This window comes from Aeromonas sp. ASNIH2 (genome assembly GCF_002934795.1).
GTDB classification, from domain to species: Bacteria; Pseudomonadota; Gammaproteobacteria; order Enterobacterales; family Aeromonadaceae; genus Aeromonas; species Aeromonas caviae.
In genome coordinates this window covers 2,027,666-2,054,060 of the sequence record NZ_CP026406.1, presented here as the reverse complement: position 1 = coordinate 2,054,060, position 26,395 = coordinate 2,027,666, and the positions used below count along the sequence as shown (strand labels likewise).

25 protein-coding genes are annotated in these 26,395 nt (G+C 63.9%); 15 read left to right on the top strand and 10 right to left on the bottom strand.

Annotated elements, in window-relative coordinates:
* Nucleotide 1 precedes the first annotated feature (1 nt).
* A complete protein-coding gene (locus C3F36_RS09575; protein ID WP_043153394.1) occupies nucleotides 2-637 on the bottom strand; it encodes a nicotinamidase in 636 nt (211 codons plus the stop codon).
* A gap of 74 nt (nucleotides 638-711) precedes the next feature.
* On the opposite strand from C3F36_RS09575, the gene C3F36_RS09570 reads away from it, so the two are divergent.
* Genes C3F36_RS09570 through C3F36_RS09560 form a run of 3 tightly spaced genes read left to right on the top strand, consistent with a single transcriptional unit; the run spans nucleotide 712 to nucleotide 2,157 of the window.
* On the top strand, nucleotides 712-1,362 hold the full coding sequence (locus C3F36_RS09570; protein ID WP_104454977.1) for an NUDIX hydrolase: 651 nt from the start codon (nucleotides 712-714) through the stop codon (nucleotides 1,360-1,362).
* Nucleotides 1,363-1,378: 16 nt separating this feature from the next.
* A complete protein-coding gene (locus C3F36_RS23255; RefSeq protein ID WP_143236902.1) occupies nucleotides 1,379-1,684 on the top strand; it encodes a hypothetical protein in 306 nt (101 codons plus the stop codon).
* On the top strand, nucleotides 1,681-2,157 hold the full coding sequence (locus C3F36_RS09560; protein ID WP_104454975.1) for a DUF523 domain-containing protein: 477 nt from the start codon (nucleotides 1,681-1,683) through the stop codon (nucleotides 2,155-2,157). The genes C3F36_RS23255 and C3F36_RS09560 overlap by 4 nt, the downstream gene beginning before the upstream one ends.
* Here C3F36_RS09560 and C3F36_RS09555 read toward each other — a convergent pair.
* The 3 genes from C3F36_RS09555 to C3F36_RS09545 all read right to left on the bottom strand — a co-directional run bounded on the left by C3F36_RS09555 (nucleotide 2,100) and on the right by C3F36_RS09545 (nucleotide 5,604).
* Nucleotides 2,100-3,047 carry an acyltransferase gene (locus tag C3F36_RS09555; RefSeq protein WP_052815773.1) on the bottom strand — a complete coding sequence of 316 codons (948 nt, stop codon included), beginning with the start codon at nucleotides 3,045-3,047 and terminating at the stop codon, nucleotides 2,100-2,102. The two genes, C3F36_RS09560 and C3F36_RS09555, sit on opposite strands and share 58 nt — an antisense overlap.
* 7 nt (nucleotides 3,048-3,054) lie before the next feature.
* On the bottom strand, nucleotides 3,055-3,954 hold the full coding sequence (locus C3F36_RS09550) for an acyltransferase (protein WP_104454974.1): 900 nt from the start codon (nucleotides 3,952-3,954) through the stop codon (nucleotides 3,055-3,057).
* Nucleotides 3,955-4,086: 132 nt separating this feature from the next.
* The gene (locus C3F36_RS09545; protein WP_052815775.1) at nucleotides 4,087-5,604 is read right to left on the bottom strand and encodes a YifB family Mg chelatase-like AAA ATPase; all 1,518 of its coding nucleotides are present in this window, start codon (nucleotides 5,602-5,604) and stop codon (nucleotides 4,087-4,089) included.
* A 385-nt stretch (nucleotides 5,605-5,989) separates the two neighbouring features.
* Between C3F36_RS09545 and ilvG the strand changes: the two genes are divergently transcribed.
* The 6 genes from ilvG (at nucleotide 5,990) to ompA (ending at nucleotide 13,810) form a co-directional block, all read left to right on the top strand.
* Nucleotides 5,990-7,636 carry an acetolactate synthase 2 catalytic subunit gene (gene ilvG / locus C3F36_RS09535; protein WP_052815776.1) on the top strand — a complete coding sequence of 549 codons (1,647 nt, stop codon included), beginning with the start codon at nucleotides 5,990-5,992 and terminating at the stop codon, nucleotides 7,634-7,636.
* Nucleotides 7,633-7,890, top strand: a complete 258-nt coding sequence (ilvM, locus tag C3F36_RS09530) for an acetolactate synthase 2 small subunit (RefSeq protein ID WP_052815777.1) — start codon at nucleotides 7,633-7,635, stop codon at nucleotides 7,888-7,890. Before ilvG ends, ilvM begins: the two co-directional genes overlap by 4 nt.
* A gap of 12 nt (nucleotides 7,891-7,902) precedes the next feature.
* On the top strand, nucleotides 7,903-8,847 hold the full coding sequence (locus C3F36_RS09525) for a branched-chain amino acid transaminase (RefSeq protein ID WP_052815778.1): 945 nt from the start codon (nucleotides 7,903-7,905) through the stop codon (nucleotides 8,845-8,847).
* A gap of 146 nt (nucleotides 8,848-8,993) precedes the next feature.
* Nucleotides 8,994-10,835 carry a dihydroxy-acid dehydratase gene (gene ilvD, locus C3F36_RS09520; RefSeq protein ID WP_104454973.1) on the top strand — a complete coding sequence of 614 codons (1,842 nt, stop codon included), beginning with the start codon at nucleotides 8,994-8,996 and terminating at the stop codon, nucleotides 10,833-10,835.
* Between the two features lie 64 nt (nucleotides 10,836-10,899).
* A complete protein-coding gene (ilvA, locus tag C3F36_RS09515) occupies nucleotides 10,900-12,432 on the top strand; it encodes a threonine ammonia-lyase, biosynthetic (RefSeq protein WP_041211987.1) in 1,533 nt (510 codons plus the stop codon).
* Between the two features lie 247 nt (nucleotides 12,433-12,679).
* On the top strand, nucleotides 12,680-13,810 hold the full coding sequence (gene ompA / locus C3F36_RS09510; RefSeq protein ID WP_048209598.1) for a porin OmpA: 1,131 nt from the start codon (nucleotides 12,680-12,682) through the stop codon (nucleotides 13,808-13,810).
* Between the two features lie 52 nt (nucleotides 13,811-13,862).
* Here the strand turns inward: ompA and C3F36_RS09505 are convergent, their stop codons facing one another.
* The gene (locus C3F36_RS09505; protein WP_010676081.1) at nucleotides 13,863-14,321 is read right to left on the bottom strand and encodes an HPP family protein; all 459 of its coding nucleotides are present in this window, start codon (nucleotides 14,319-14,321) and stop codon (nucleotides 13,863-13,865) included.
* Nucleotides 14,322-14,408: 87 nt separating this feature from the next.
* On the opposite strand from C3F36_RS09505, the gene C3F36_RS09500 reads away from it, so the two are divergent.
* On the top strand, nucleotides 14,409-14,948 hold the full coding sequence (locus C3F36_RS09500) for a TetR/AcrR family transcriptional regulator (RefSeq protein WP_039039676.1): 540 nt from the start codon (nucleotides 14,409-14,411) through the stop codon (nucleotides 14,946-14,948).
* Here C3F36_RS09500 and priA read toward each other — a convergent pair.
* Nucleotides 14,945-17,152, bottom strand: coding sequence for a primosomal protein N' (gene priA, locus C3F36_RS09495; protein ID WP_104454972.1), 2,208 nt, complete (start codon nucleotides 17,150-17,152; stop codon nucleotides 14,945-14,947). The genes C3F36_RS09500 and priA overlap by 4 nt on opposite strands.
* A gap of 147 nt (nucleotides 17,153-17,299) precedes the next feature.
* Between priA and rpmE the strand changes: the two genes are divergently transcribed.
* The 3 genes from rpmE to C3F36_RS09480 all read left to right on the top strand — a co-directional run bounded on the left by rpmE (nucleotide 17,300) and on the right by C3F36_RS09480 (nucleotide 20,501).
* Complete coding sequence (rpmE, locus tag C3F36_RS09490; RefSeq protein WP_010676078.1) at nucleotides 17,300-17,515, top strand: 50S ribosomal protein L31; 216 nt, start codon at nucleotides 17,300-17,302, stop codon at nucleotides 17,513-17,515.
* A 116-nt stretch (nucleotides 17,516-17,631) separates the two neighbouring features.
* Nucleotides 17,632-19,065, top strand: coding sequence for a DUF2867 domain-containing protein (locus tag C3F36_RS09485; RefSeq protein ID WP_104454971.1), 1,434 nt, complete (start codon nucleotides 17,632-17,634; stop codon nucleotides 19,063-19,065).
* Nucleotides 19,066-19,244: 179 nt separating this feature from the next.
* Entirely contained in the window at nucleotides 19,245-20,501 is a 1,257-nt protein-coding gene (locus C3F36_RS09480) for a malic enzyme-like NAD(P)-binding protein (RefSeq protein ID WP_103243917.1), read from the top strand.
* A gap of 73 nt (nucleotides 20,502-20,574) precedes the next feature.
* On the opposite strand, the gene C3F36_RS09475 is transcribed toward C3F36_RS09480, so the two are convergent.
* The 4 genes from C3F36_RS09475 to trmA form a co-directional block, all read right to left on the bottom strand.
* Nucleotides 20,575-20,757, bottom strand: coding sequence for a hypothetical protein (locus tag C3F36_RS09475; RefSeq protein ID WP_010676075.1), 183 nt, complete (start codon nucleotides 20,755-20,757; stop codon nucleotides 20,575-20,577).
* Nucleotides 20,758-20,811: 54 nt separating this feature from the next.
* Nucleotides 20,812-22,137, bottom strand: coding sequence for a two-component system sensor histidine kinase RstB (rstB, locus tag C3F36_RS09470; RefSeq protein ID WP_104454969.1), 1,326 nt, complete (start codon nucleotides 22,135-22,137; stop codon nucleotides 20,812-20,814).
* A 231-nt stretch (nucleotides 22,138-22,368) separates the two neighbouring features.
* On the bottom strand, nucleotides 22,369-23,076 hold the full coding sequence (gene rstA / locus C3F36_RS09460) for a two-component system response regulator RstA (protein ID WP_010676073.1): 708 nt from the start codon (nucleotides 23,074-23,076) through the stop codon (nucleotides 22,369-22,371).
* A gap of 265 nt (nucleotides 23,077-23,341) precedes the next feature.
* Complete coding sequence (gene trmA / locus C3F36_RS09455; RefSeq protein ID WP_052815783.1) at nucleotides 23,342-24,475, bottom strand: tRNA (uridine(54)-C5)-methyltransferase TrmA; 1,134 nt, start codon at nucleotides 24,473-24,475, stop codon at nucleotides 23,342-23,344.
* 169 nt (nucleotides 24,476-24,644) lie between these two features.
* On the opposite strand from trmA, the gene C3F36_RS09450 reads away from it, so the two are divergent.
* Together C3F36_RS09450 and C3F36_RS09445 are read left to right on the top strand one after the other, a co-directional pair.
* A complete protein-coding gene (locus tag C3F36_RS09450; protein ID WP_104454968.1) occupies nucleotides 24,645-25,766 on the top strand; it encodes a DUF5610 domain-containing protein in 1,122 nt (373 codons plus the stop codon).
* Nucleotides 25,767-25,860: 94 nt separating this feature from the next.
* Nucleotides 25,861-26,394: an ATP--cob(I)alamin adenosyltransferase gene (locus C3F36_RS09445; RefSeq protein WP_104454967.1), complete on the top strand. Its 534-nt coding sequence runs from the start codon at nucleotides 25,861-25,863 to the stop codon at nucleotides 26,392-26,394.
* Nucleotide 26,395: the final 1 nt, after the last annotated feature.

The following is a 26,395-nucleotide window of genomic DNA, read 5'->3' as shown; positions in this document are numbered from 1 at the left end:
ATCAGGCGTCCAGCAGGCGTTGTACATCGGCCAGGGTCTGGGCCAGCTCGGCGCCGGCCTCGATCATCTGGGCACGGGCCTGGGCGATCGTCTCGGGGGCGATACCGCGGCAGGCATCGAGGTGGACGATGACCCGGAAGCCGGCGCGGAGCAGTTGCAGCACGCTGGTCTTGACGCAGTAGTCGGTGGCGAGGCCGCCGACCAGCACGGTCGCGACGCCGCGGGCCTGCAGGAACTCGATGAGCCCGGTGCTGCGACGCTCGGCGAGGTCGTGGTAGCAGGCGCCATAGGGGTGCAGATCCGGCTCGACCCCCTTCCAGACGAAGAAGTCGTAGTCGATGGGGGCGGGCAGGCCGTCGAGCAGCTCGAAGCCAGGGGTGCCCGGCACGCAATGGGCCGGCCAGGTGAGGTCGGCGTTGGGCAGATCCAGCGGTTGCAGCATGGCGGCCGGCTCGCTCACGACCCAGGCAGCGTTCGCGGGGTGGGCGTCCTTGCTGCCGACTCGCAGGGTGGCGAGGGCGGCCTGGGCGTTGAGCGCCGCCACAATATCATCCCCGCCTGCGACGGGCAGCTCGTTCGGACAGAGCGGAGTAAACCCCTTCTGCGCATCAATATCCAGGCTGGCGATGGTTCCCATGGGTGACTCCTGCACATAATATTCTTGTGATATTATCTACCAAACATTATTAGAAGGCGAGCATGTCGACCAGGATGCCGAGAATGAGTCTGGATATGGTGGTGCTGCGGTTGCGCGAGGAGCGGCTCGAACTGCTCCTCGAAACCCGGGATCGCCCCCCCTTTGCCCACTGCTGGCAGCTGCCGGCCCTGCGCATCGACGAGACCCGGGATCGGGATCTGGATGCCGCCCGCCACCGCCTGCTGGCGCAGTGGGGGCTGGCGCAGTGCTACAGCGAGCAGGTCTGCACCCTCGGCAACCTGGAGCGGGATCCCCGGGGTTGGTCCACCACCCTCGTCTACCTGTGCCTGGCGGAGCCCGAGGCCGGCGCCGTGCGCGGCTGCTGGCACCCTCTGGATGACCTGCCCAACCTGCAACTCGCCTTCGACCATCCCCAGCTCATCGCCATGGGGCTGGAGCGGCTGCGCATCAAGAGCCGTTACAGCACCTTGCCGCTGCACCTGCTGGGGTCGGAGTTCACCCTCTCCGAGGTGCAGCGCGCCTTCGAGATCATCCTGCAGACCCCCATGAACACGGCGGCGTTTCGCAAGCGGATCCACCGGGCCGACATCCTGACGGACACCGGCCGCAAGCGTACCGGCAAGCAGCGGCCCGCCATTCTCTACCGGCTGGAGAGCCCCTGCTGCGTGATGTTCGATCAGGTGATGAACGGGGCTGAGGCATGAAGAGAGCGCTATTGCTATGAATTACAAAGTGAAGCTTTCATTAATTGTGCGGGATGTAGATAAGACCTGTTTTTGCAGTGGTTCCAAAGAGCTTAACTTGCCTTTCGCACCATTTTCAGGGCTTCGTTTGCATGAAGGAATGCAAGTTTACACTCTTGCTGCTGTCGGATGGGCAGACCATGAACAGTGCTTTTATGGCTCTATAGAAATTAGTGAAGAGCTACTGCCCGATGGCGATCTAATAGATATGGATTTCATTGTTGAAACAGCAAAAAGTACCGGGTGGGTTGGCTTTAATAAAATTCATAAGGCACAGGTGTGAAGGAAAAAATCTTAGTCAGCTCCTGTCTACTGGGCCAGCCGGTGCGCTACGACGGCCGCAGCAAGGGCATCATCAGCGACTGGCTGGCCGAGTTGGGCGCCGAGGGGCGGGTGCTGGCCTTCTGTCCCGAGGTGGCGGGGGGGCTGCCGACCCCGCGACCACCCGCCGAGCGGCAGGGTGAGTCTGTAGTCACCGAAAGCGGGCTGGATGTGACGACCGAGTTCGATCGCGGCGCCGCCCTGGCGCTGGCGCTCTGCCAGCAGCAGGGCATTCGCTTCGCCCTGCTGAAAGAGGGGAGCCCCTCCTGCGGCAGCGGCCGTATCTACAACGGCCGCTTCGAAGGGGTCTCGGTGGCGGGCGAGGGCAAGACCACCGCCCTGCTGCGCCGCCACGGCATCGCCGTGTTCAGCGAGGATCAGCTGCCCGAACTGGCGTCGGCGCTCTCCTTGGCGGTCAATGGGATGGGCGCCTGAGCCCGCTGCCAGCCTTCCAGTATTTCGTCCTTCTCCTGCCAGCGCTGGTTCAGCCACTCCTGGAAGCCGCGCTTGAACTGCTTGTCGTTGAAGTAATCCCCTACCAGTTGCTCGTCCACCGGCAGCTCCTCGATCCGCACCCGGATGCGCTTCATCCGCCCCATCAGGAAGTCCTTGAAGGGGGTCTCGGTGTTGTCCGGGTAGCTGATGGTGACGTTGATCAGGCTGTCGAACTGATCGCCCATGGCCGCCAGGGTGAAGGCGAGCCCGGCCGCCTTGGGCGGCATCAGGTGGCGAAAGCGGGAGCGGGAGGCGTCACGCTTCTGTTCGGTGAAGCGGGTCCCCTCCACGAAGTTGATGACGGTGGTGGGGATGTGGCGAAACTTCTCGCAGGCGTTGCGGGTGGTCTCGATGTCCTTGCCCCGCAGGTGCGGATTGCGCAGCAGAAACTCTCTCGAATAGCGGCGCATAAAGGGCATGTCCAGCCCCCAGCAGGCGAGCCCCAGCAGCGGGATGTAGATGAGCTCGTGCTTCATGAAGAACTTGGGCACCGGCAGCCGGTCGCGGAAGAGATGGCCCAGCACGACGATGTCGGTCCAGCTCAGGTGGTTGCTGATGATGAGATACCAGCCATCCTTGCGTAGCCGGGTGTCGTCCTCCACCTGCCAGTCGATGCGGGTGGTGAGGCGGATCACCAGGGCGTTGCAGCCGAGCCACAGGCGCATGAAACGGTTGTTGAGGCGACTGCAGGCACGACCGAAGGCCGGCACGGGGAGCAGCAGCTTGGCCAGGGACACCAGCAGGATCAGGCTGGCGCACAGGGCGGTAAACAATATGGCCAGGCCGGTGCTGATGAGCAGCACCAGGGGGCCGGGGAGCAGGCTTAACATGAGTGTCTTACTGCGTCTTGTCCGCCAGTAGCTGGCCCAGGGTCTGGTCTTTCTCGCACCAGATCCCGTTCAGCCACTGCTGAAACTCTTGTTGGAACTCGGGGTCATTGAAGTAATCCCCCACCAGATTGCGTTCGATCGGCAGAAAGCGGACCCGAACCTTGATCTCCCTGACTCGACCGCACATGAAGTCCCAGTAGCTGGGGATGCCGCCTGGATAGGCGATGGTGACATCCACCAGTTTGTGCAGCTGATCCCCCATGGCCGCCAGGGTGAAGGCGACGCCACCCGCCCTCGGGTGCAGCAGGTGACGATAGGGAGCGCCCTGTTTGTCGTGCTTGCTGGCGGTGAAGCGGGTGCCCTCGACGAAATTCATCACGCTCACCGGAATGTGGCGGAATTTGGCACAGGCCTTTCGCGTGGTCTCTATGTCTTTTCCCTTCAGATGCGGGTGTTTTTCCAGGAACTTGCGGGAATAACGTCGCATGAAGGGGAAGTCGAGTGCCCACCATGCCAGACCGAGAAAAGGTACCCAAATCAGTTCTTTCTTGAGGAAAAACTTCAGGAAGGGGATTTTTTGATTAAAAATCCGCTGCAGTATCAGTATGTCGACCCAGGATTGATGGTTGGCAATCACCATATACCACTCATTCCGGCGCCCTTTGTCCACTCCGACCACATCGAAAGGGGTGTTGATGATGGTTTTCTGGATCAGATTGTTAAAACCTATCCAGTGGGTGGCGCAGCCGTCCAGGAGGGTGTTGCAGAGACGTCGCGCCCCCTTGAAGGGCAGCAGCAGCTTGATGAGGCCAAGCAGCAGGACGGGGACAAACCAGAACAGGGTGTTGATGAAATAGAGCAGGGTCGAGAGGCTGCCGCGCAGTCGCTCTATCAGCTTGTTGGGCATGGTGGAATCCGTCTTCGTATCGGTGGATGGCAACCAAGTGGTCAGATCTGTTGCCATAATATCAGCCGGCCCACGACTAGACCATGGTGGCGCCCTTTCCGGGTCGGGAGGTGGCTGCTGCCGTTCCCCCTCTCACTGGCCCCCGCGCAGCCGTGACAACAGCCTGTCCATGGCACGATAGCCCAGGGCTTCGATCAGATGCGCTCTCTCGATGGTGGCGTGTCCCGCCAGATCGGCGATGGTGCGCGATACCCGCAGGATGCGGTGCCAGGCCCGGATGCTGAGCCCCAGCTTCTGGATTGCACCCTCCAGAAACTCGGCATCCTGTGGCGATAATCTGCAAACATCTTCGATTTCACGACTATCCAGCAGATTGTTGAGTTTTCCGCTGCGACTCAGCATGCGCTCTCGCGCCCCCAGCACCCGTTCGCGTATCTGCTGGCTCGATTCCCCCCGCTCCGCCTTGCCGGTCAGGCTCCCCCTGGGCAAGAGCGGGACCTCTACCGTCAGATCGAACCGATCGAGAAAGGGGCCGGAGAGCTTGCCCAGATAGCGCAAGATCTGATCCGGGCTGGAGCGGGTCTGGCCGTCGCCATAATGGCCGCAGGGGCTGGGATTCATGGCACCCACCAGCTGGAAGCGGGCGGGAAAATCCACCTGGCGGGCGGCACGACTGATGGTGATGTGCCCGGTCTCCAGCGGCTCGCGAAGGGAGTCGAGCACCTTGCGCTCGAACTCCGGCAGTTCATCCAGAAACAGTACCCCGTTGTGGGCGAGGGAAATTTCTCCAGGCCTGGGATGGGTACCCCCGCCCACCAGCGCCACCGCCGAGGCGCTGTGATGGGGCGTGCGATACGGCCTGTGGTGCCAGTGGCCGGCGCGGGGGGTTAGGCCGCCGATGGAGTGGATGGCGGCGGTCTGCTGCGCTTCTTGTTCGCTGAGCGGCGGCAGAATGCCGGGCAAGCGGCTGGCCAACATGCTCTTGCCGGTGCCGGGGGGGCCGATGAACAGCAGGTTGTGGCTGCCGGCTGCGGCGATCTCCAGCGCCCGCTTCGCTTGGGACTGACCGATCACGTCCTGCAGATCCGGCACGTCGGGCAGGGTCTCCGCGCTCTGGGGTTCCGGCAGCGGTAGTTCGTACTGGCCCGCCAGCCAGGCGGTGACCGCCAGCAGCTGGTGGGCGGTGCGCACCTCGGCATCCTGTATGAGGGAAGCCTCCGGACCGTTCTCCCGTGGGACCAGCAGGGTGCGCCCCGCGTCGCGGCAGGCGAGCACCGAGGGGAGCACCCCAAGCACGGGGCGGATCTCGCCCGTCAGGGCCAATTCCCCTAAAAATTCGTGATCGAGCAGGTATTTTGCGGGTATCTGCTTGGATGCTGCGAGAATGCCGATGGCGATGGCCAGGTCGAAACGGCCCCCCTCCTTGGGCAGATCCGCAGGGGCCAGGTTGACCGTGATGTGCTTGGCCGGAAATTCGAAATTGCCGTTGAGCAGGGCGCTGCGCACCCGATCCCGCGACTCTTTCACCGAGGTTTCCGGCAACCCCACCATGTTGAAGGCGGGCAGGCCGTTGGAGAGGTGCACTTCCACAGTGACTTGCGGCGCCGCTATCCCCAGGCTGGCACGGCTATAAACAACAGCTAATGACATAAATACCGTCCTTGGTTTGATGTAAATGCTGGTTAACCGTTTTTTATTAGTTTTTTTTTCCAGTCGTCAGGTTTCAGAGCAGTCAAAATCAGAGTCTTGTCAGGTAAAAAGTGCTTGCCCAATAAAAATCACCGTGCTAGTTCTAATAGCCATTCGCGGCAAGCTCCGCTCCCATTTCACAGGATTTCCGGTTGTAACTATGAACATGGCCTCCCGTTTCGTCAGCATTATTGTGGTCCTAGTGGTGATTATTATCTCACCGCTCGGGGCTCGTTTGGCTGCACGGAACAAGGGATAGACCCACCACCGGACAGAACGAAACAAGCGACCCCCGAGCCTCACGGCCCGGGGGTTTTTTTTTCGACCAAAGGACAGGATTTTCCACATGAACGGCGCGCAGTTTTTGGTACAGGCTCTCAAGAAACAGGGTGTGACCCAGGTGTTTGGTTACCCGGGCGGAGCCATCATGCCGGTCTACGACGCCCTGTATGACGGTGGCCTGGCCCATCAGCTCTGCCGCCACGAGCAGGGTGCCGCCATGGCTGCGGTGGGTTATGCCCGCGCTTCCGGTCAGGTGGGGGTCTGCATCGCTACCTCTGGCCCCGGCGCCACCAACCTGGTCACCGGCCTCGCGGAGGCACTGCTCGATTCGGTACCGCTGGTGGCCATCAGCGGCCAGGTGCCCTGCGCCGCCGTCGGTACCGATGCCTTTCAGGAAGTGGACGTGCTCGGCATGTCCCTTTCCTGCACCAAGCACTCCTTCATGGTGACGGACCCGGCGGATCTGGGACGGGTCATTGCCGAAGCCTTCGCCATCGCCACCGAAGGGCGTCCGGGTCCCGTGCTCATCGACCTGCCCAAGGATGTGCAGCTGGCCGCCGTTCCTTCTCAAAGCCCGCTGTTTGCCGTGGAGGAACCCGAGCCCCTGAATCAGGCCGAGCTGACGGCCGCCCGCACCCTGCTGGCCGGTGCCGAGCGTCCGGTACTCTACGTCGGTGGTGGGGTGGGCATGGCCAATGCCGAGCAGCAGCTGCGCGACTTTGCCGCCACCACGGGGATGCCGGCGGTCACCACCCTCAAGGGGATAGGTGCCCTCGACCCCGACAGCCCCGTTTATCTGGGCATGCTCGGCATGCACGGTACCAAGGCCGCCAACCTGGCGGTACAGCAGTGCGATCTGCTGGTGGTGGTAGGCGCCCGTTTCGATGATCGGGTGACCGGCAAGCTGGAGGAATTTGCCCCCGAGGCGAAGGTGATCCACCTGGATGTGGACGCCGCCGAGTTCGGCAAGCGCCGCGCCGCCGATGTGGGGATCACCACGGATCTCAAGCGTGTGCTGCCCGCCCTGGCGATGACGCTGACCCTCGACCCCTGGCGCGAGCACTGCGCCACCATGGCTCGGGAATACGCCTTCCGCTACGACCATCCGGGTCAGGCCATCTACGCCCCGGCTCTGCTCAAAGAGCTTTCAAGCCAGCTGCCTGACACCAGCGTGGTGGCCTGCGACGTGGGTCAGCACCAGATGTGGGTGGCCCAGCACATGCGTTTCACCAGCCCGCGCAACCACCTCTCCAGTGCCGGCCTCGGCACCATGGGCTTCGGCCTGCCCGCCGCCATCGGCGCCAAGATGTCGCGCCCCGATGACGAGGTGGTGCTGGTGAGCGGGGACGGCTCCTTCATGATGAACGTGCAGGAGCTCGGCACCATCCGCCGGGCCCGGCTAAAGGTGAAGATGGTGCTGCTGGACAACCAGCGCCTCGGCATGGTGCGCCAATGGCAGGAGCTGTTCTTCGACGGTCGCTACAGCGAGACCAATCTGTCCGACAACCCCGATTTCGTCGCCCTGGCTGCCGCCTTCGGCATTCCCGGCGAGACCATCACATGCAAGGAAGAGATAGGTCCGGCACTGGATCGCCTGCTGGCGAGCGAGAGTGCCTATCTGCTGCATGTGGCTATTTCAGAGGAAGAAAATGTCTGGCCCCTGGTTCCGCCAGGAGTCGCCAACCACAAGATGATGGAGCAACGCCCATGAACCAGCTCAATACCAGCACCCTGGAAATCCATGCCCAACCCAGACCCGAAGTGATGGAACGGGTGCTGCGGGTGGTCCGTCACCGCGGTTTCAATCTCTGCGCCCTCAACATGGAGCAGGATTGCCAACAGCTGCGGATCACGGTTACTGTCGAATCGGTACGTCCCATCCAGCAGTTGTGGTGCCAGCTGGTCAAGCTGGTGGATGTCTCCCGGGTCGATGCACTGGAACAGCAACCCCGGATCAGAGCTTAAGGAGCCAAGCCAATGTCACAGCCTTCCCAATCCGCCGCCCACCCCCAATACATCTGGTTCAACGGCAAGCTGGTCCCCTGGCAGGATGCCCAGGTGCATGTCATGAGCCATGCCCTGCACTACGGCTCCTCGGTGTTCGAGGGGGTGCGGGCCTATGACACTCCCAAGGGGACCTGCATCTTCCGCCTGCAGGAGCACACCCGACGCCTGTTCGACTCCGCCAAGATCTACTGGATGGACGTCCCCTACAGCGAGACCGAAGTGAATGAAGCCTGCCGCACCGTGGTGCGCGAGAACGGCCTGAAGAGCGGCTACCTGCGCCCGCTGGCCTTTGTCGGCAACGTGGGGCTGGGGCTGCATCCGCCGCTGGATGCCAAGGCCGACCTCATGGTCGCGGCCCTGCCCTGGGGCGCCTACCTCGGAGAAGAGGGGCTGAAAAACGGGGTGGATGTGTGCGTCACCTCCTGGAACCGGCTCGCTCCCAACACCATCCCGACCGGTGCCAAGGCGGGGGGCAACTATCTCTCTTCCCAGCTCATCAGCCGCGAGGCCAAGCGCAACGGCTTCGCCGAGGGGCTGGCGCTGGATGTGAACGGCTATCTGAGCGAAGGGGCGGGGGAGAACCTGTTTCTGGTGAAGAACGGCGTGCTGTTCACCCCGCCCGCCACCGCCGCCATCCTGCCCGGCATCACCCGCGACACCATCATGACGCTGGCGCGCGACTTGGGTTACGAGGTACGCGAGCAGGCGCTGCCCCGTGAAGCGCTGTACGTCGCAGACGAAATCTTCATGACCGGCACGGCGGCCGAGGTGACCCCGGTGCGCTCGGTGGATCGGATGAAGGTGGGCGCCGGTTGCCGTGGCCCGGTGACCGAGCAGTTGCAGAACGCCTTCTTCGGCCTGTTCAACGGCAAGACCGAAGACAAGTGGGGCTGGCTGACGCCGGTCAACGACTGATGAGAGCGGGGAGGCGTCACGCCTCCCCGAGTCGCTTCCGGTGAAGGCTCCCCGAGGTGCCTTCACCAGGATCGATTCCCGATCCGCGAATCACACATTCATGTTGAAAGACAATGCGCCCCAGGGGCATTCAGGGAGTAGAGACAATGCCGAAGTTGAGATCCGCCACCACCACCCACGGACGTAACATGGCCGGGGCCCGCGCCCTCTGGCGTGCCACCGGCATGACCGATCAGGATTTCGGCAAGCCCATCATCGCCGTGGTCAACTCTTTCACCCAGTTCGTGCCGGGCCACGTCCACCTCAAGGATCTGGGCCAGCTGGTCGCCCGCGAGATCGAGGCGGCTGGCGGGGTCGCGAAGGAATTCAACACCATCGCCGTGGATGACGGCATCGCCATGGGCCACGGCGGCATGCTCTATTCCCTGCCGTCCCGCGAACTCATCGCAGACTCGGTGGAGTACATGGTCAACGCCCACTGCGCCGACGCCATGGTCTGCATCTCCAACTGCGACAAGATCACCCCGGGGATGCTGATGGCTGCCCTGCGCATCAATATCCCGGTCATTTTTGTCTCCGGCGGCCCCATGGAAGCGGGCAAGACCAAGCTCTCCGACCAGATCATCAAGCTGGATCTGGTGGACGCCATGATCCAGGGCGCCGACCCCAAGGTCTCCGACGCCCAGAGCGATCAGATCGAGCGCAGCGCCTGCCCCACCTGCGGCTCCTGCTCCGGCATGTTCACCGCCAACTCCATGAACTGCCTGACCGAGGCACTGGGTCTCTCCCAGCCGGGCAACGGCTCCCTGCTGGCAACCCACGCCGATCGCGAGCAGCTGTTCAAGCTGGCGGGTCAGCGCATCGTGGCCCTGGCGAATCGCTACTACCAGCAGGATGACGAGAGCGCCCTGCCGCGCAACATCGCCACCAAGGCGGCGTTCGAGAACGCCATGGCGCTCGACATCGCCATGGGCGGCTCCACCAACACCGTGCTGCACCTGCTGGCGGCAGCCCAGGAGGCGGGTGTCGACTTCACCATGGCCGACATCGACCGCATGTCCCGCAAGGTGCCCCAGCTGTGCAAGGTGGCGCCCTCCACCCAGAAGTACCACATGGAAGACGTGCACCGCGCCGGCGGCGTGGTCGCCATCCTGGGTCAGCTGGAAAAAGCGGGCCTGGTGCACGGGGATACCCGCAATGTGCTGGGCACCTCCTTGGTGGAGCTGCTGGCCGAATATGACGTCAGCCGCAGCCATGACAAGGGGGTTCACGACTTCTACCGTGCAGGCCCTGCCGGCATCCGTACCACCAAGGCGTTCAGTCAGGATTGCCGCTGGCCCGAGCTGGATCTGGACCGCGCCGAGGGGTGCATCCGCTCCTTCGATCACGCCTACAGCCAGGAAGGTGGCCTGGCGGTCCTCGCTGGCAACCTCGCCCTCAACGGGGCCATCGTCAAGACCGCCGGGGTGGACGAGGAGAACCTCACCTTCCGCGGCCCGGCCCGGGTATTCGAGAGCCAGGAGAGCGCGGTGAGCGGCATTCTGGACGGCACGGTGAAAGCCGGTGAAGTGGTGGTGATCCGCTACGAGGGCCCGAAAGGGGGCCCCGGCATGCAGGAGATGCTCTACCCCACCACCTATCTCAAGTCGATGGGATTGGGCAAGGCATGCGCCCTCATCACTGACGGTCGCTTCTCCGGCGGTACCTCGGGTCTCTCCATCGGCCACGTCTCCCCGGAGGCGGCCTCCGGTGGCACTATCGGTCTGGTGGAGGATGGCGACATCATCAACATCGACATCCCGGCCCGTAGCATGGTGCTGGAGGTGGCCGACAGCGTGCTGGCTGCCCGTCGCGCCGCCGTCTCTGCCCGTGGCTGGAAGCCGGTCGATCGTCAGCGCGAGGTCTCCTTTGCCCTGCGCGCCTACGCCATGTTCGCCACCAGCGCCGACAAGGGCGCGGTGCGCGATCGCACCCTGCTGGGGGAGTGAGAGGATGAACTGTCATGATATGGGCGCATTGCGCGCCCTTCGCCACGAGACGGGGGTATAAACCATGGTCTCTGCGGCGGATTATCTACGCAAGGTACTGCTCTCCCCCGTCTACGAGGCGGCGAGGGTCACCCCTTTGCAAACCCTGAAGAAACTCTCCGAGCGGCTCGGCAATCACGTCAGCCTGAAGCGGGAGGATCTGCAACCGGTTCACTCCTTCAAGCTGCGCGGCGCCTACCACAAGATCGCCACCCTGACCCAGGAGCAGAAAGAACGCGGCGTCATCGCCGCCTCTGCCGGCAATCACGCCCAGGGGGTCGCCCTGTCGGCCGCCAAGCTCGGCATCAAGGCGATCATCGTGATGCCCAAGACCACGCCGGACATCAAGATCGACGCGGTGCGCCGTCAGGGCGGCAACGTCATGCTGTTTGGCAACAGCTTCGATGAGGCCTACGGCGAGAGCCGCCGACTCGCCGAGTTGGAGGGCTACACCCTGATCCCGCCGTTCGACGACGTCGAGGTGATCGCGGGCCAGGGCACCATCGGCAAGGAGCTGCTGGAGCAGGACACTCACCTCACCCACGTCTTCGTGCCGGTGGGGGGCGGCGGCCTGGCCGCCGGGGTGGCGGTCTACATCAAGCAGCTGCTGCCGGATGTGAAGGTGATCGGGGTGGAGGCGGAGGGGTCCGCCTGCCTCAAGGCGGCGCTGGCGGCCGGCGAGCCGGTCAATTTGGAGCGGGTCTCCCTGTTTGCAGACGGGGTGGCGGTCAAGCGCATCGGCGAGGAGACCTTCCGCCTGTGCAACCAATATCTGGACGAGGTGGTGACCGTCTCCAACGATCAGATCTGCGCCGCACTGAAAGACATCTTCGATGACTGCCGCGCCATCGCCGAGCCGTCGGGGGCCTTGTCCCTGGCGGGACTCAAGGCTTACAGCGAGCGCGAGCAGGTCAAGGGTGGTCGGATGGCGGCCATTCTGTCCGGCGCCAACGTCAACTTCCACAGCCTGCGCTACGTCTCCGAGCGCTGCGAGATCGGTGAGAAGCGCGAGGGCATGCTGGCGGTGACCATCCCCGAGCGCAAGGGGGCCTTCCTCGACTTCTGCCGTCAGCTGGGGCCCCGCATGGTGACCGAGTTCAACTACCGCTACGCCGATGCCGAGCAGGCGTCGCTGTTCGTTTCGGTGCGCCTCACCGGCGGTGACGAGGAGCTGGGCCAGATCATCGATCAGCTCGGCGGCAATGGCTACCCGGTGGTCAACATGACCGAGAGCGAGCTGGCCAAGAACCACGTGCGCTACATGATTGGCGGCCGCCCGGCCCGGCCCCTCGGTGAGCGTCTCTACAGCTTCAAGTTCCCGGAGCAGCCGGGGGCCCTGATGCGCTTCCTGGAGACCCTGGGCTGTCGCTGGAACATCAGCCTGTTCCACTACCGCAACCACGGCGCCGACTACGGCCGGGTGCTCTGTGCCTTCGAGCTGCCGGACGAGGACGTGGCGGCTTTCCACGATTACCTGCACGAGATTGGCTACGGCTGGAAAGAGGTGAGCGAGGATCCCGCCTACCGGCTGTTCCTGGCGAGCCAGGGCAGTCAGTGAGCGGGGGCCATCCCCTTGCCAGATGAAAAACGAAGAGCCCGGCTCTTCGTTTTTTTATGGGCAACGCGCCGGCCCCCATGATTGGGGGCACGGTGGCTGATAATGTCGCCAATATCACACTCCTGAGTCCCTGGTCGTTTGAGGCTGGTTGCAGATGGGATAATCTGAATGCGGGGCATGGGTTCAGGGCCCCGTCAGGGAAGAGAGACGCAGCCGCGTCATAACAATTCATTGCAGGGGCTCATCCATGAACAGATCTATGCTCGCCGTCCTGATCGGCGCTTTGATGGCAACAGGGACGGTGCAGGCTGCCGCCCAGGACAACACCTGGTATGTCGGCGGCAAGGCCGGCTGGTCAAATTATTACGGGGTGGATTACAACGCTCAGGTCGAAGAGCTGTTCGATGCGACCAAGGTGAACGAGAACAGCGATGATCTCGGTCTGGGGCTGTTTGCCGGTTATCAGGTGAACAGAAACGTGGCGGTTGAGCTCGGCTATGACTGGCTCGGCAAGTATCAGGTGGACAAGCACTACTCGGGCAACGGAGTTGATTTCGCACTCGATGGCGAGGCCAAGGCCCAGATGGTGCAGGCCACCATGAAGATCATCCTGCCTGCAACCTCGGCACTGGATATCTACGGCCGTCTCGGGGGGGCCTATGCCTGGACCGAGAGCTCACTCAACGTCAGGGCCAGCGATGGCACCAGCAGCCTCTCCGAATCCCATGAGGGCAACAAATATCATGGTGCCGCCTTTGTCGGGGCGCTGGGGGTCGAATACGCCATCGACAAGGATTGGGCCGCCCGCCTCGAATACCAGTACACCACACCCCTTGGCAAGACTTCCCTCGACGAGTCAGGCATCGAGATGGACAACGGCCTGCTGTCGGTCGGTATGCTCTATCGCTTCGGCCAGATCGGCGACGAGCCGGTGGCACCAACGCCTGCGCCCGAACCTGCGCCCGCCCCGGCCCCCGTGCTGGTGGAGAAACAGTTCAGCCTGGATTCCGATGTGCTGTTCGAGTTCAACAAGGCGACCCTGAAGCCAGCCGCCAGCCAGGCCCTCGACAACCTGTTTGCCCAGATCCTGGCGGCCAATCCGAAAGACGGGGTGGCGACGGTGATCGGTCATACCGACCGCATCGGCTCGGAGGCCTACAACCAGTCCCTCTCCGAACAGCGTGCCCGCACGGTGGCGGATTATCTCATCGCCAAGGGATTGTTTGCCGACAAGGTGCGTGCCGAAGGGCGGGGAGAGTCTTCGCCCGTGACCGGGGGCAGCTGCCCGGATGGCGCCAAGGCGCAGATGATCGCCTGCCTGGCCCCGGATCGCCGGGTCGAGGTGCGCCTGACCGGGGTCTCCCAGGTCGCCGAATAAGCCATCTTTGCCTTGCTATTAAACAACGAGGGGGCCAAGGCCCCCTCGTTGTTTATGTGGGTGTGAGCCGTGACGTTTGCAGCCGCCTGGCGCAATGACTCACCATGATCAGCAGCAAGGCGCCGGGTAGCACTGTTTGCCAGAGGAAAGGCCAGGACTGGGTGGTGAGCAGGATCAACAGTGGATTGGCTCCGGCAGGGGGGTGGATCAGCCCCAGTCCCTGCATGAGTGCAATGGACAGGCCCACACCCAGCGCCAGCTTGAGTTCCATCGGTAGCGGTAGCAATTGCACCACCAACCCCACGGTGGCCGATAACAGGTGGCCTCCCAGCACGTTCTGCGGACGGGCCAGCGGACTGTCCGGCAGGGAGAAGAGCAGCACACAGCTTGCCCCGAACGGTGCCATCAACAGGGTCGACTGCCAGCTCATGTCCAGCCAGCCGAGCAACATTATGGCCAGGCAGGCACCGAGCCCTGCCAGCCAGGCACTTCGCCATCGTCTTGTTTCCATCTCCTGTCTCCTTGTCTGTGCCGGATCACTTGATCCAGCCTGCGACATTAGGTAGACAGATCGGTGTACTTCAAGAGGAAAGTCACCATGAGCGACAAACGGCAACAGCTGATGACGACAGCCTATCGGCTGTTCAATCGTCACGGCTTTCACGCCACAGGCATCGATCGCATCTGGGCCGAGGCGGGCAGTACCAAACGTACCCTCTATCGCCACTTCCCCACCAAGGATGCCTTGATCGAAGCCGTGCTCATGGCGCGGGATGCGGAGTTCTTTGCCCTGCTCGATGCCAGGATGGATGGGGTGTCGGGGCGGGAGGCCAGGTTGCTGGCGCTGCTCGATGGCTTTGCGGACTGGTTTGGTCGCAGTGACTTCTACGGCTGCAACTTCATCAACGCGAGCGCCGAGTTCTCCGATCCTCGCCATCCGGTGCGCAAGCTGGTGGTGGCCCACAAGCGGGCGTTGCTGAACTGGGTCAGGGAGGCCCTCGAATGCACCGAGGTGCAGGCCACCGGATTATGCCTGCTGCTGGAAGGGGCCGTGGTGATGGCCCACAGCTATCAGCAGCCCCTGGCTTTGGAACAGGCCAGGGTGTTGGCGGAGGCCGTGCTGGCAGAGCCGCGCTAGTTCAGTTCCGTGGGGTCGATATCCAGACTCCAGCGCACCCGCTTGGTCTCGTGCCACCCCTCCAGCTCCTTCACTGCCCAGTCGAGCAACTGGGCCAGCGGTGCCCGGCTGGGCCCCTGCACCAGTAGCTGCATGCGAAACTTGCCCGCCTTGCGCTCCATGAAGCCGCTGATGGGCCCCAGCACCTGCACCTGGGGATAGCGGGCGCTGCGCAGGGTATCGGCGAGGCGACTGAGGAACAGCTGTACCTCGTCGCGGCCGTTGGCCTCGGCCCGAAACAGCCCCTGATGGCTGAACGGTGGCAGCCCCAGCAGGCGGCGCTCTTTCAGCGCCGTGTCGGCGAAGTGGCCATAGCCGTTCTGGGTCAGATCCTGCAGCAGGGCGTGTTCGGGATGGTGGCTCTGCAGCACCACCAACCCGGGTTTGCTGGCACGACCAGCCCGGCCCGCCACCTGGGTGTAGAGCTGGGCCAGTTTCTCGGCAGCGCGAAAATCGGCGCTGAACAGGGCGCCATCCACATCCAGCAGGCCCACTAGCGTCACGTCCGGGAAGTGGTGGCCCTTGGCCAGCATCTGGGTGCCGATCAGGATCTTGTACTTGCCCGCCTTGATGTCGCCGAGGTGGGTTTCGAGTTCCCCCTTGCGGCGGGTGTTGTCCCGGTCGATGCGCACCACCGGATATTGCGGGAACACGGTGCCGAGCAGCTGCTCCAGCTGTTCGGTGCCGACCCCGGAGCCGATGAGCTCGTTGCTGCCACACTCGGGACAGTGGTGGGGCAGCGGGCGCACGCTGTCGCAGTGGTGGCAGTGCAGCCGCCGACCGGCCTGGTGCCAGGTGTACCAGGCGTCACAGCGCTCGCAGGCGGCACTCCAGCCGCACTGGTGGCAGATGAGTGCCGGCGCATAGCCCCGGCGGTTGAGAAACAGCATCACCTGGTTGCCCGCCGCCAGGTGTTCGGCCATCAGCTGCTCCAGCTGGGGGGAGAGCCCGGCCTGCAGCCGCGCGTTCTTGATGTCGAGGATCACCTGGCGAGCGGTCTGGGCGTTGCCGGCGCGCCGGGTCAGGCTGAGGTGGTGATACTTGCCGCTACGGGCGTTGTGCAGCGTCTCCAGCGACGGGGTGGCAGATCCAAGCAGGATGGGAATGCCGGCGCGATGGGCCCGCATCACCGCCAGATCCCGGGCGTGGTAGCGAAAGCCGTCCTGTTGCTTGAAGGAGCCGTCGTGCTCCTCGTCGATGATGATGATGCCGAGGTCCTTGAACGGCGTGAACACCGCGGATCGGGTGCCGATCAGAATGGCGGCACCACCGTCGCGGCAGGCCAGCCAGGCATCGAGCCGCTCCCTGTCGTTCATGGCGGAGTTCATCGCCACCACGGGCACGTTGAAGCGGCGGCGAAAGCGGTTGATGGTCTGGGGGGTGAGGCCGATTTCCGGCACCATCACCAGCGCCTGCTTGCCCGCCTTGAGCAGGGGCTCGAGGATGCTGAGGTAAACCTCGGTCTTGCCGGAGCCCGTGATGCCGTCCAGCAGGAAGGCACCGAACTTGTTGCTCTGGCTGGTGACGGCGGCCACCGCCAGCGCCTGCTCGCCGTTGAGGCGCAGCCCCTCACCCGGCTCGAAGCGGGTGGCCCAGTCGCCATCATGGCTCGGCTCCAGCGAGCGCTTCTCCAGCAGTCCCTTCTTCTCCAGCGCGGTGAGGGCCGCGCTCTGGATCTCCTCCTGTTTGAGGGCGGAGGGGGTCTGCGGCCCCTTGCGCAGCAAGGCGAGGGCCTGCTGCTGCTTGGCCGCCCGCTTGAGCTCGTTGAGGTCGATGGCCATGCCCGCATCGGTAGCAAACCAGAACTCCAGCTCCCGATAGGCGGCGGGCTCCCCCTTGCGCACCAGCACCGGCAGGGCATGGGGCAGCACTTCCCCCAGCGGATGCTGGTAGTAACCGGCGCTCCAGGCCATCAGCGCCAGGATGTCGGGCCCCAGCACGGGGGCGCTGTCGAGCACCCTCTTCAAGGGCTTTAATTTGTTGCGGGGGACCTGGCTCTCGGTCGGGTGATCCACCACCAGACCGACCAGGGTCTGCGGGCCGAACGGGATCTCGACCCGGCAACCGGGGGCAGGCAAGGGCAGGGGAGAGAGATAGTCGAAATGACGGCGTAACGGCACCGGCACAGCCACACGAACCAGATCCAGCGTTTGGGAAGAATTCACCAGGGGTTGCCTATTTTTTCTGCGAAGCCACTTGCCTGATCTCAGGCGTTTCCTATATTATTCGCAGCCTTTGAAACTGTGTTCAACAATCGTGTGGTGTCCGACAAGAGATCGGATGGCGACACGGCCTGATAATTGAGGTTGTCCATGAAAGCTGGTATCCATCCTGACTACGTAGCCATCACCGCCAAGTGCTCTTGCGGTAACGTCATCAACACCTTCTCTACCATCGGTAAAGATCTGAACCTGGACGTGTGCTCCGAGTGCCACCCGTTCTACACCGGCAAGCAGAAAGAAGTTTCTAGCGGCGGCCGCGTAGACAAGTTCAACAAGCGTTTCGGTGGCTTGACCTCCAAGAAGTAATCTTGCTTCTGAAGAATTCTGAAAAAGGCGCCCATCGGGTGCCTTTTTTATTGGCCGCCATTCTGTAATTCCCCGCTTTGCCCTATGGTGTTGGCTCAACCAAGGGAGAAGAGCCGATGCGTACATGTCTGGTGATGGGAGCTGCCGGGTACATAGGATCCTACCTGGTGCCCCATCTGCAGGGTCTGGGGTACAGGGTCATCGCCGGGGCCCGTCGTCCCTGCCGTCTGCCGGAGGGGGTGGCGTTTCGCCTCGCCGACAGCCTCAAGCCTGCCACTCTGCCCCCTGCGCTGGCGGGGGTCGACACCGTCTTCTATCTGGTACACGCCATGGGGGCGGGGGCCGGTTTTCACCGGCTGGAGCAGCAGGGAGTGAAGAACTTCGCTGCTGCCGCCCGTGCCGCCGGGGTGCGCCGCATCGTCTATCTCGGCGCCATCCAGCCCGAGCCCTGCAACAGTCGCCACCTCAACTCCCGGCGCTACTGTGGGGAGCTGTTTCGCAGCGCAGGGGTACCCACGGTAGAGCTGCGTGCCGGCATCATCATAGGCCCCGGCTCGGCGGCGTTCGAGGTGATGCGGGATCTGGTGTACAACCTGCCCATGATGGTGACGCCCAAGTGGGTGCGTTCCCGCACGCCCCCCATCGCCCTCTCCAACCTCTTGCACTATCTGGGCGGGCTGGTGGAAGCCGACGGGGTGGATGGCCAGATCTTCAATGCGGCGGGCCCCGAGCTGCTCAGCTACCAGCGGCAGCTCCAGAAATTCGCCGCCCATATCGGCAAACGCTGCCCCATCATTCCGATCCCCTTTTTGAGCCCCCGGCTCTCCGCCTGGTGGCTGCAGTTCGCCACCTCGGTTCCCCAGCCCATCGCCAAGGCGCTGGTGGGGGGGCTCAAGCACGACATCCCGGCGGATGACGGCCCCTTGCGCGCCCTGCTGCCCCAGCATCTGCTCAGCTTCGATGAGGCGCTGGCGGAGAGCCTGGCGCTGGAGCAGAGGCTCGGTGCCGAGCAGCACGGGGAGGAGACGCCCCTTGGTCTGCGCTGGCGTCATCCCGAGTATGGCTTCTACGACCGCACCGCCAGCGGGGAGGCGGATTGCCTCGCCGCCCCCGAGGTGGTGTGGCAGGTGTTGCAGCAGCTGGGGGGTGAGCAGCGCTACTTCTACATGAACGAGCTGTGGGTGGTGCGCGAATGGATGGATCATCTGATCGGCGGCCCGGCCCGGACCCGGGGACGCACCAACCCGGATCGCTTCGTGAAGGGGGACATGCTGGACTCCTGGCAGATCCTCGGGGTGGATGAAGGACGCAGGCTGGATCTGCTGTTCAACATGAAGGCCCCCGGCGTCGGTCGGCTGGAGTTCAACATCCAGCCCCTGGAGTCCGGCCTGACCCGGCTGCGGGTGACGGCCCACTGGCATCCGCAGGGGGCATGGGGGCTGGCCTACTGGCTTGCCATGCTGCCGTTTCACCTCTTCATCTTCCAGGGGATGACGGAGGCCATCGCCCGGCAGGCAGAGGCAAAAGCCGGCATTCCAGTCATGGATTGAAATCGAATCTATAACTAATTGGGTAGTTTTGGGTGGCATGACATGCTACTGATTAGCCTGTCATTGCTATCCAGCGATATTTTATGCTGTGAAAGGGCGGGGGATTTCTTTATGATCCTCAGCCCTCGCCCGCTGGCGAGCCAACGCATCACTCATTCATTTCCGTATCGGGGTCCCCCATGTCCGATCAGCAGCACGATCTCCGCCAACAAGCACTCGACTACCACGCCCAACCCGTTCCGGGCAAAATCGCCATCGCCCTCACCAAGCCCGCCGAGACCGCTCGCGATCTGGCGCTGGCCTACAGCCCGGGCGTTGCCGAACCGGTACGCGAGATCGCCGCCAATCCGGCCGATGCCTACCGCTACACCGGCAAGGGCAATCTGGTGGCCGTCATCTCCAACGGCACCGCCATCCTGGGGCTGGGCAATCTGGGCCCGCTGGCCTCCAAGCCGGTGATGGAGGGCAAGGCCCTGCTGTTCAAGCGCTTTGCCGGCATCGACGCCATCGACATCGAGGTGAAGCACGAGACCAGCGCCCAGTTCATCGATACGGTGGCCGCCATCGCCGACACCTTCGGCGGCATCAACCTGGAAGACATCAAGGCCCCCGAGTGCTTCGAGATTGAAGAGGCGCTGATCGCCCGCTGCGACATCCCGGTGTTCCACGATGACCAGCACGGTACCGCCATCGTCACCGCCGCCGGGCTGCTCAACGCGCTGGAAGTACAGGGCAAGGAGATTGGCACCAGCCGCATCGTCTGCATGGGCGCCGGTGCCGCCGCCACCGCCTGCATGGATCTGCTGATCAAGTGCGGGGCTGCGCCGCACAACATCTTCATGCTGGACCGCCAGGGTGTGATCCACAGCGGCCGCACCGATCTCAACCAGTACAAGCAGCGTTTCGCCAACGACACCCCCCTGCGTACCCTGATGGAGGTGATCGACGGGGCTGACGTCTTCGTCGGCGTCTCCGGCCCGGACGTACTGCCTGCCGAGGCGGTGGCCCTGATGGCCCCCAACCCGGTGATCTTCGCCTGTTCCAACCCGGACCCCGAGATCAAGCCTGCCCTGGCTCACGGAGTGCGCGGGGATCTCATCATGGGAACCGGCCGCTCGGACTACCCGAACCAGATCAACAACGTGCTCTGCTTCCCCTTCATCTTCCGCGGCGCCCTCGACGCCCGTGCCAGCCGCATCAACGATGCCATGAAGATTGCGGCAGTGGAGGCGATCCGGGCTCTGGCCAAGGAGCCGGTGCCCGCCGAGGTGCTGACCGCTGCTGGCGTGAGTGAACTCGCCTTCGGCAAGGACTACGTCATTCCCAAGCCCATGGACGCCCGCCTGCTGCCGCGGGTTGCCCGTGCGGTGGCACTGGCGGCGGTTGCCTCCGGGGTGGCCCGCATCGAACTGCCGGCGGATTACATGCTGGGTTGAGTCACGGCAAGCGCGTAAAAAACAGAAGGGGCCCCCTGTCGGGGGCCCCTTTTTCATGGCGGAAGCGGGCGGCTTACTTGGTCTTGGGGGCAACCTTGACGGCCGGCGCCTTGGCGTGGGCAGCCTTGTGATGCTTTTTCACGACCTTGGTCTGGGTGGCGTGGGGAGCGGCGGCCTTGGTCGGGGTGGCAGCCATGGTGAAGCCGGAGGTCAGGGCGAAGACAGCGGCCAGAGTCAGGGGGATCAGCTTGTTCATATTCCAGTTCCTCATTCGGTTTGATGACATGGAGCGTTTCTCCATGACTTCATCCTAGGGCTGTTCGACCTGCGGTTCAGTGAGCGACTGGTGACGGTTTGTATCCAAATGTACGGGCAGGGTCAGGCAGAAACGGGCACCGCTGCTGCTTGGCAGCAGTTGCACCTCGCCGCCGTGGTGGTGGGCGATGCTGCGCACGATGGCCAACCCCAGCCCGGCGCCGCCGGTGCGTCTGTCCCGGCTCTGATCCAGGCGCACGAAGGGCTCGAAGATTTGCGGGGCCAGCGCGGGATCGATGCCGGGGCCATCGTCGGCGACCTCCAGCAGATAGTCGTCCCCCTGTCGCGCTATGCAGAGGCTTGCCTGGCTGGTGGCATGGCGCAGGGCGTTGCCGATGAGGTTCTCCAGCGCCCGGTCCAGCAATCGGGTGTCGCCGCGCCAGGGCAGAGCCATGGCCGGGCGCACGAAGTCGAGCCGCTTGTCCGGTCGCAGGGCCTGCCAGTCGGCCAGGCGGCTGCCGGCCCAGCTGCCGAGCTCCAGATCGCTGCATTGCAGCGGCAGTTCGGGGCGATCGAGCCTGGCATAGGTGAGCATCTCCTCGATGAGGGCATCGAGGGAGCCGAGGTCCCGCTCCAGTCCCTGCTGCTCCTCGGGTGAGGGAGGCTCGGCCAGCATGGCGAGGCGATAGCGCAGCCGCACCAGGGGGGAGCGCAGCTCGTGGGCGATGGCGTCGGTCAACTGCTTGCGACTGGCCAGCATGGCCTGCAACTGCTCCGCCATCTGGTCGAAGGTGCGGCCGACCCGGCCCAGGCTGCTGCCGGGCGGCAAACCGGTGCGACAGGAGAGATCCCCGTCGCCGACCCGGCGGGCGGTCTGTTCGAGCTGTTGCAGGCCGCGCCAGTGGGGGCGCAGCCAGAGCAGGATGGGCAGGCCGAGGGAAAGGCCGATGAGCAGCAGCAGCCCCACGTCCACCCAGTGCAGCTCGTGCAGGTAGGAGAGGTAGGGGACGGGGCCGACGATCAGCACCTTGTCGGTGTTCGGGATGCGCTGCAGGAAGGTGTCATCCTCTTCGACGATGACGATGTTGCCCGCCTCGAGGAAGGCCTGATCCTCGCTGGCCAGGGGCTGGTTGGCGAGGACGCCGATCTGCAGCGGCAGATTGAGCTGGCGGCTCTGCTCGCCGGTGCGGGTGGCCCAGTGTTCCGGCGGCAGCCGGGCCAGCTCGCCAGTGAGCAGGCCGAGGGAGCCCTGCATCATCCGCTCCAGATAACGGTCCCCCGCCCGCTCGGCGCTGACCTGATAGACCAGCCCGATGAGCAGAATGGCGAGGGTGAAGCAGCCTATCAGCAGCAGATAGAACTGGATAAACAGGCGTCGCATCGGGGCTCTCCTCTTGCCTGGATTGCGTCTGGACATTGCCTTGTTGCCCCTCATCCCCAACCCTTCTCCCGCAAGGGGAGAAGGGCGCTGAGTGCATCAAGGTCATTCGGCGGGGCTTATTCCCAGGCCTGGGGCACCAGCAGGTAACCTTTCTGGCGCACCGTCTTGATCCAGAGCGAGTTGTTGCTGTCATTCCCTGGCTTCTGGTGTGCAGGCGTGTGAGACACCAGCTCATTCCCAGGCCTGGGGTACGAGTAGATAACCCTTTTGGCGCACCGTCTTGATGCGGGTCGGGTTGTTGCTGTCATCCCCGAGCCGGCGGCGCAGACGGGAGATGGCCACGTCCATGCTGCGATCCTGGCCGTCGTAGTCGCGCCCCCGCAGGCTGCGAAACAGCGCCTCCCGCCCCAGGATCTGGCCCGCGTGGCAGGCCAGCTCCCACAGGAGGTCGAAATCGGCGGTGGAGAGGGGAATGCTCTCCCCATCGAGGCGCACGTCCCGACCCGGGCCGTCTATCTGGAGGCGGCCGAACTGCAGGCGCTGGGGCGGGGCGGCGGGGACCACGGCCTGCTGGCTCTGCCCCTGCTGGCGGAATTGGACTCGTAGCCGGGCCAGCAGCACCGGGGGGGGCGTGGTCTTGAGGATGTAGTCGTTGGCCCCCAGCTCCAGGCTCAGGATCTGGTTCATGTCGCTGTCGAGCGAGGTGAGCATGACGATGGGGCCGGCAAAGCGCGGGCGCAGATCCCGGCACAGGGAGAGGCCATCCTGCCCCGGCAGCATGATGTCGAGCAGCACCAGATCCGGCTGCTCGGCCAGGGCCCTGTCGAGTGCCCGGTCACCCCGGGTCTCCAGCAGCACCTCGATGTCGTGGCGACCGAGCCAGCTGCTGATGAGCTGGCCTATCTCGGGATCGTCTTCAACAAACAGAACGCGTGGCATGGTGGCGTGGTTCCCCGGTCATGGCGTGAGTGGGCGTGTCGCCAGCATAACGGCTGCGTCCGCGCTCTGCACCGGGATAACTAATCAATGCGGGGGTTTTTGCCCCTTCTCCCGGGGGAGAAGGGGGGACAGGATGAATCGGTTGGTATCGGGCCGCCCCCACTTGTCCCGTGGCGGGTCGGGGCAGCGCGATGAGGCAGGATCCGCGCCCTTCAGTGGCCATAGCGGCTCCGGCTGCCATGGAGCAGCCGGGGAACAGCCCGGATCAGCCGCCCTTGCGCTTCAGGTACACCCCGGCTTCCATGTGGTGGGTCCAGGGGAACTGGTCGAACAGGGCGAAGCGGGCGATCTCGTGGGTTTCACCGAGCACGGCCATGTTGGCCTGCAGTGTCTCGGGGTTGCAGGAGATGTAGAGGATGTTGTCGTAATCCTGCACCAGCTTGACGGTGGCGTCGTCCAGACCGGCCCGGGGCGGGTCGACGAAGATGGTGTTGCACCGGTAGGCGCCAAGATCGACCCCCTTGAGGCGGTTGAACTCCCGCTCACCGCGCATCGCCATGGTGAACTCCTCCGCCGACATGCGCAGGATGATCAGGTTGTCGACACCGTTGGCGGCGATGTTGAACTGGGCGGAGTCCACGCTCGGCTTGGCGATCTCGGTGGCCAGCACCTTGCGAAAGTTCTGCGCCAGAGCGATGGAGAAGTTGCCGTTGCCGCAGTAGAGCTCCAGCAGGTCCCCCTCGCTCTCTTTGGTCACGTCCAGGGCCCAGCCCAGCATCTGCTCGTTGATGGCGGCGTTGGGCTGGGTGAAGCTGTTTTCCACCTGTTTGTAGACCAGCTCGCGCCCCTGCACGGTCAGGCGTTCGATGACGAAGTCATCCCCGAGGCAGATCTTCTGCTTGTGGGCGCGGCCAATCAGTTGCAGCTCGAACCCCTTGGCACGCAGGTCGGCCTGCAGCGCCTCGGCGGCCGGCTGCCACTCGTTCTCCAGCTTGCGGTGGTAGAGCAGGCTGACGCAGATCTGGCCGGACTGGGTAGAGAGGTAGTCGATCTGGAACAGCTTCTTGCGCAGCACGGGGTGCGGGCGCAGCCCGGCCAGCAGCACAGGCATCAGCCGGTTGATGAGCAGGCTGGCGGTGGGGAAGCTGTCGACCCGGATGATCTCCTTGGTGGCCGGTGCATACATGCAGTGGAAGAGGTCATCCCCCTCGTGCCAGATGCGGAACTCGGCGCGCATCCGGTAGTGCTCGGCGGGAGAGGCGTGCAGCTCCAGCGCGGGCGGATTGAAGGGGGCGAACAGCTGGGTGAGGCGATCGCGCTTCTCGTCGAGCTGGGTCTGGTAGTCGGCAGGAGTCCGTCTGCCCTGGGCGTCGGCGGAAGAGGGCTGGGATTGAGTCATGGATACCTCGCATGCACCGGGCTGAGCCGGGGAAAGACCGGGGGAAGGCCGCAGCCAACCAAAGGGTGGGGATTTTAAAAGGCCGTTGCGGATTGTCCAAGTTTTTTGTGGTCAAGAAGTGGCCAGTCGGGCCGATAACCGATCCACCACTATAGGCGGGAGAGTAATGATGCAAATTGATGGCATGGGCGCAGCCCAACCCAAGGGAGTGGGCATTTCTCCCAAATCGCCTCAACAGACGGAGTCGAAAGCGGCGGACAAGGGGGATGAGGTCTCCCTGAACAAGCCCCCGAAATGGGCCCAGGTGCTGATCCAGCAGGCGCTGCAATTTGCGCTGGAGATCAACGGCCAGGGCTACAAGGCACCCAAGGTGCAGGAGCCGCAGGAGATCACCCCGGAGACCCTGTTCGATTTCCAGTCGGTGGCGGACAACGTGTTGCAGTTCGTCACCGGGCGGATTGGCGCGGCCCGTGCCGACGGCAAGTCCGACGACGACCTGACCAAGATGATGGAGCAGGCCCGCAAGGGGGTGGACAAGGGCTTCGGTGACGCCAGGAAGCAGCTCGGTGACTGGGCGGACAACGAGGACATCAAGACCGGCATGGATCAGAGCTACAAGCTGATCCAGAAGGGGCTCGACGAGTTCGAGAAGGAGTTCTTTGGCAAGGTGTCGACCACGGATCTGGGGGATGCCAGGATGGCCAGCCGCCAGCAGGCCCTCCTCGAGATCGAGACACGGGATGGGGACAAGGTGATGCTGCGCTTCAGCGACAGCTGGCAGTTCAAGTCCCAGAGCGATGGGGGTGGCAGCCAGTTCAGCCTCAAGTCGAGCCAGAGCTTCGACTTCTCCCTGGAGGGGGATCTCGACAGTGCTGAGATGGATGCCATCGGCACCCTGGTCAAGGGGCTGGACGAGCTGGCCGGGCAGTTCTTCAAGGGGGGCGACGGTAAGACCCTGGCGGACGGGCTGAACGGGCTGCAACTGGATGACAGCCAGCTGGTCTCCTACTCCCTCAAGCTCAAGCAATCGGCCAAGTTGAGTCAGACCTACCAGGGGGCCAGTTCTCTGCAGGAGAGCCTCAAGCCCCTGGCGGACTACCTGCCGAGGCTCAGCCGGTTGCAGCAGCAGGCCGACGCCCTGCTGCCCCCTTCCCAGCAGGAGGCGCTGACGCCCACCGTGCTGGCGGCGCGGGGTCAGGACGGGGCGACCCAGGGGGCAGGCTTCATGGGCTTCAACCAGCGGATGCTGGAAGCCATGAGGCTGCTTGGCCAGCAGATGGCGACCGGCTAGTCTGGCGACGCCCCCGTGATGCCGGCGGGGGCGGGGTGTTTGCCAGCCCGTCCCCGGGCTGGCACACTGCCCTTTTCCCCAGCCCGGCGATGCCATGAACCCCAAGAAGCCAAGAGACAAGCGCGAGCTCTGCTACCCCTTCATCTTCGAAACCCAGTTCCAGTGCGACTACGAGATCGCCACCGACGAGCTCTGCTGCCAGGTGGGGGCCGTGCTCTCTCATCTGATGCCGGATGAGGATACCCGGCCCGTGATGGCGGATCTGGCGACCCTGCAGCGGCTCATCTACAACCTCAACGGCTCGGTGCGGGGACGGCTCGGCATCTTCGAGGAGGATCTGGACTGGCTGAAGGGACGGTACGATCACTACAACGAGACGAGTCGCGGCCGGGTGACCGGCTTCGTGCTGCCCCAGGGGCCCCAGCCCATTCCCACCCTGCACCTGTGCCGCTGTGGCAGCAAGAAGGTGGTGCGTCTGCTGGTGCGCCTGGAAGAGAGCGGCGTGCGCTTCGATCCCATCCTCTATCGCTTCGCCAATCTGCTGGCCAACTTCTTCTTCGTGCTCACCGTCTACCTCAAGCAGGCGTGGGATGTGACCGAAGTCCCCTATGTCAGCATCAACTACTGAT

Excerpts from the sequence above, each read along its gene's own strand:
- C3F36_RS09480 (WP_103243917.1), top strand. The coding sequence starts at position 19,245 with ATGTCCGATCAGCAGCACGATCTCCGCCAACAAGCACTCGACTACCAC.
- C3F36_RS09500 (WP_039039676.1), top strand. The coding sequence starts at position 14,409 with ATGAGCGACAAACGGCAACAGCTGATGACGACAGCCTATCGGCTGTTC.
- rstA (WP_010676073.1), bottom strand. The coding sequence starts at position 23,076 with ATGCCACGCGTTCTGTTTGTTGAAGACGATCCCGAGATAGGCCAGCTC.
- C3F36_RS09450 (WP_104454968.1), top strand. The coding sequence starts at position 24,645 with ATGCAAATTGATGGCATGGGCGCAGCCCAACCCAAGGGAGTGGGCATT.
- C3F36_RS23255 (WP_143236902.1), top strand. The coding sequence starts at position 1,379 with ATGAATTACAAAGTGAAGCTTTCATTAATTGTGCGGGATGTAGATAAG.
- rpmE (WP_010676078.1), top strand. The coding sequence starts at position 17,300 with ATGAAAGCTGGTATCCATCCTGACTACGTAGCCATCACCGCCAAGTGC.
- ompA (WP_048209598.1), top strand. The coding sequence starts at position 12,680 with ATGAACAGATCTATGCTCGCCGTCCTGATCGGCGCTTTGATGGCAACA.
- C3F36_RS09545 (WP_052815775.1), bottom strand. The coding sequence starts at position 5,604 with ATGTCATTAGCTGTTGTTTATAGCCGTGCCAGCCTGGGGATAGCGGCG.
- C3F36_RS09485 (WP_104454971.1), top strand. The coding sequence starts at position 17,632 with ATGCGTACATGTCTGGTGATGGGAGCTGCCGGGTACATAGGATCCTAC.
- ilvG (WP_052815776.1), top strand. The coding sequence starts at position 5,990 with ATGAACGGCGCGCAGTTTTTGGTACAGGCTCTCAAGAAACAGGGTGTG.
- C3F36_RS09445 (WP_104454967.1), top strand. The coding sequence starts at position 25,861 with ATGAACCCCAAGAAGCCAAGAGACAAGCGCGAGCTCTGCTACCCCTTC.
- C3F36_RS09575 (WP_043153394.1), bottom strand. The coding sequence starts at position 637 with ATGGGAACCATCGCCAGCCTGGATATTGATGCGCAGAAGGGGTTTACT.
- C3F36_RS09505 (WP_010676081.1), bottom strand. The coding sequence starts at position 14,321 with ATGGAAACAAGACGATGGCGAAGTGCCTGGCTGGCAGGGCTCGGTGCC.
- C3F36_RS09525 (WP_052815778.1), top strand. The coding sequence starts at position 7,903 with ATGTCACAGCCTTCCCAATCCGCCGCCCACCCCCAATACATCTGGTTC.
- rstB (WP_104454969.1), bottom strand. The coding sequence starts at position 22,137 with ATGCGACGCCTGTTTATCCAGTTCTATCTGCTGCTGATAGGCTGCTTC.
- ilvA (WP_041211987.1), top strand. The coding sequence starts at position 10,900 with ATGGTCTCTGCGGCGGATTATCTACGCAAGGTACTGCTCTCCCCCGTC.
- C3F36_RS09570 (WP_104454977.1), top strand. The coding sequence starts at position 712 with ATGCCGAGAATGAGTCTGGATATGGTGGTGCTGCGGTTGCGCGAGGAG.
- ilvD (WP_104454973.1), top strand. The coding sequence starts at position 8,994 with ATGCCGAAGTTGAGATCCGCCACCACCACCCACGGACGTAACATGGCC.
- trmA (WP_052815783.1), bottom strand. The coding sequence starts at position 24,475 with ATGACTCAATCCCAGCCCTCTTCCGCCGACGCCCAGGGCAGACGGACT.
- C3F36_RS09475 (WP_010676075.1), bottom strand. The coding sequence starts at position 20,757 with ATGAACAAGCTGATCCCCCTGACTCTGGCCGCTGTCTTCGCCCTGACC.
- C3F36_RS09550 (WP_104454974.1), bottom strand. The coding sequence starts at position 3,954 with ATGCCCAACAAGCTGATAGAGCGACTGCGCGGCAGCCTCTCGACCCTG.
- C3F36_RS09555 (WP_052815773.1), bottom strand. The coding sequence starts at position 3,047 with ATGTTAAGCCTGCTCCCCGGCCCCCTGGTGCTGCTCATCAGCACCGGC.
- ilvM (WP_052815777.1), top strand. The coding sequence starts at position 7,633 with ATGAACCAGCTCAATACCAGCACCCTGGAAATCCATGCCCAACCCAGA.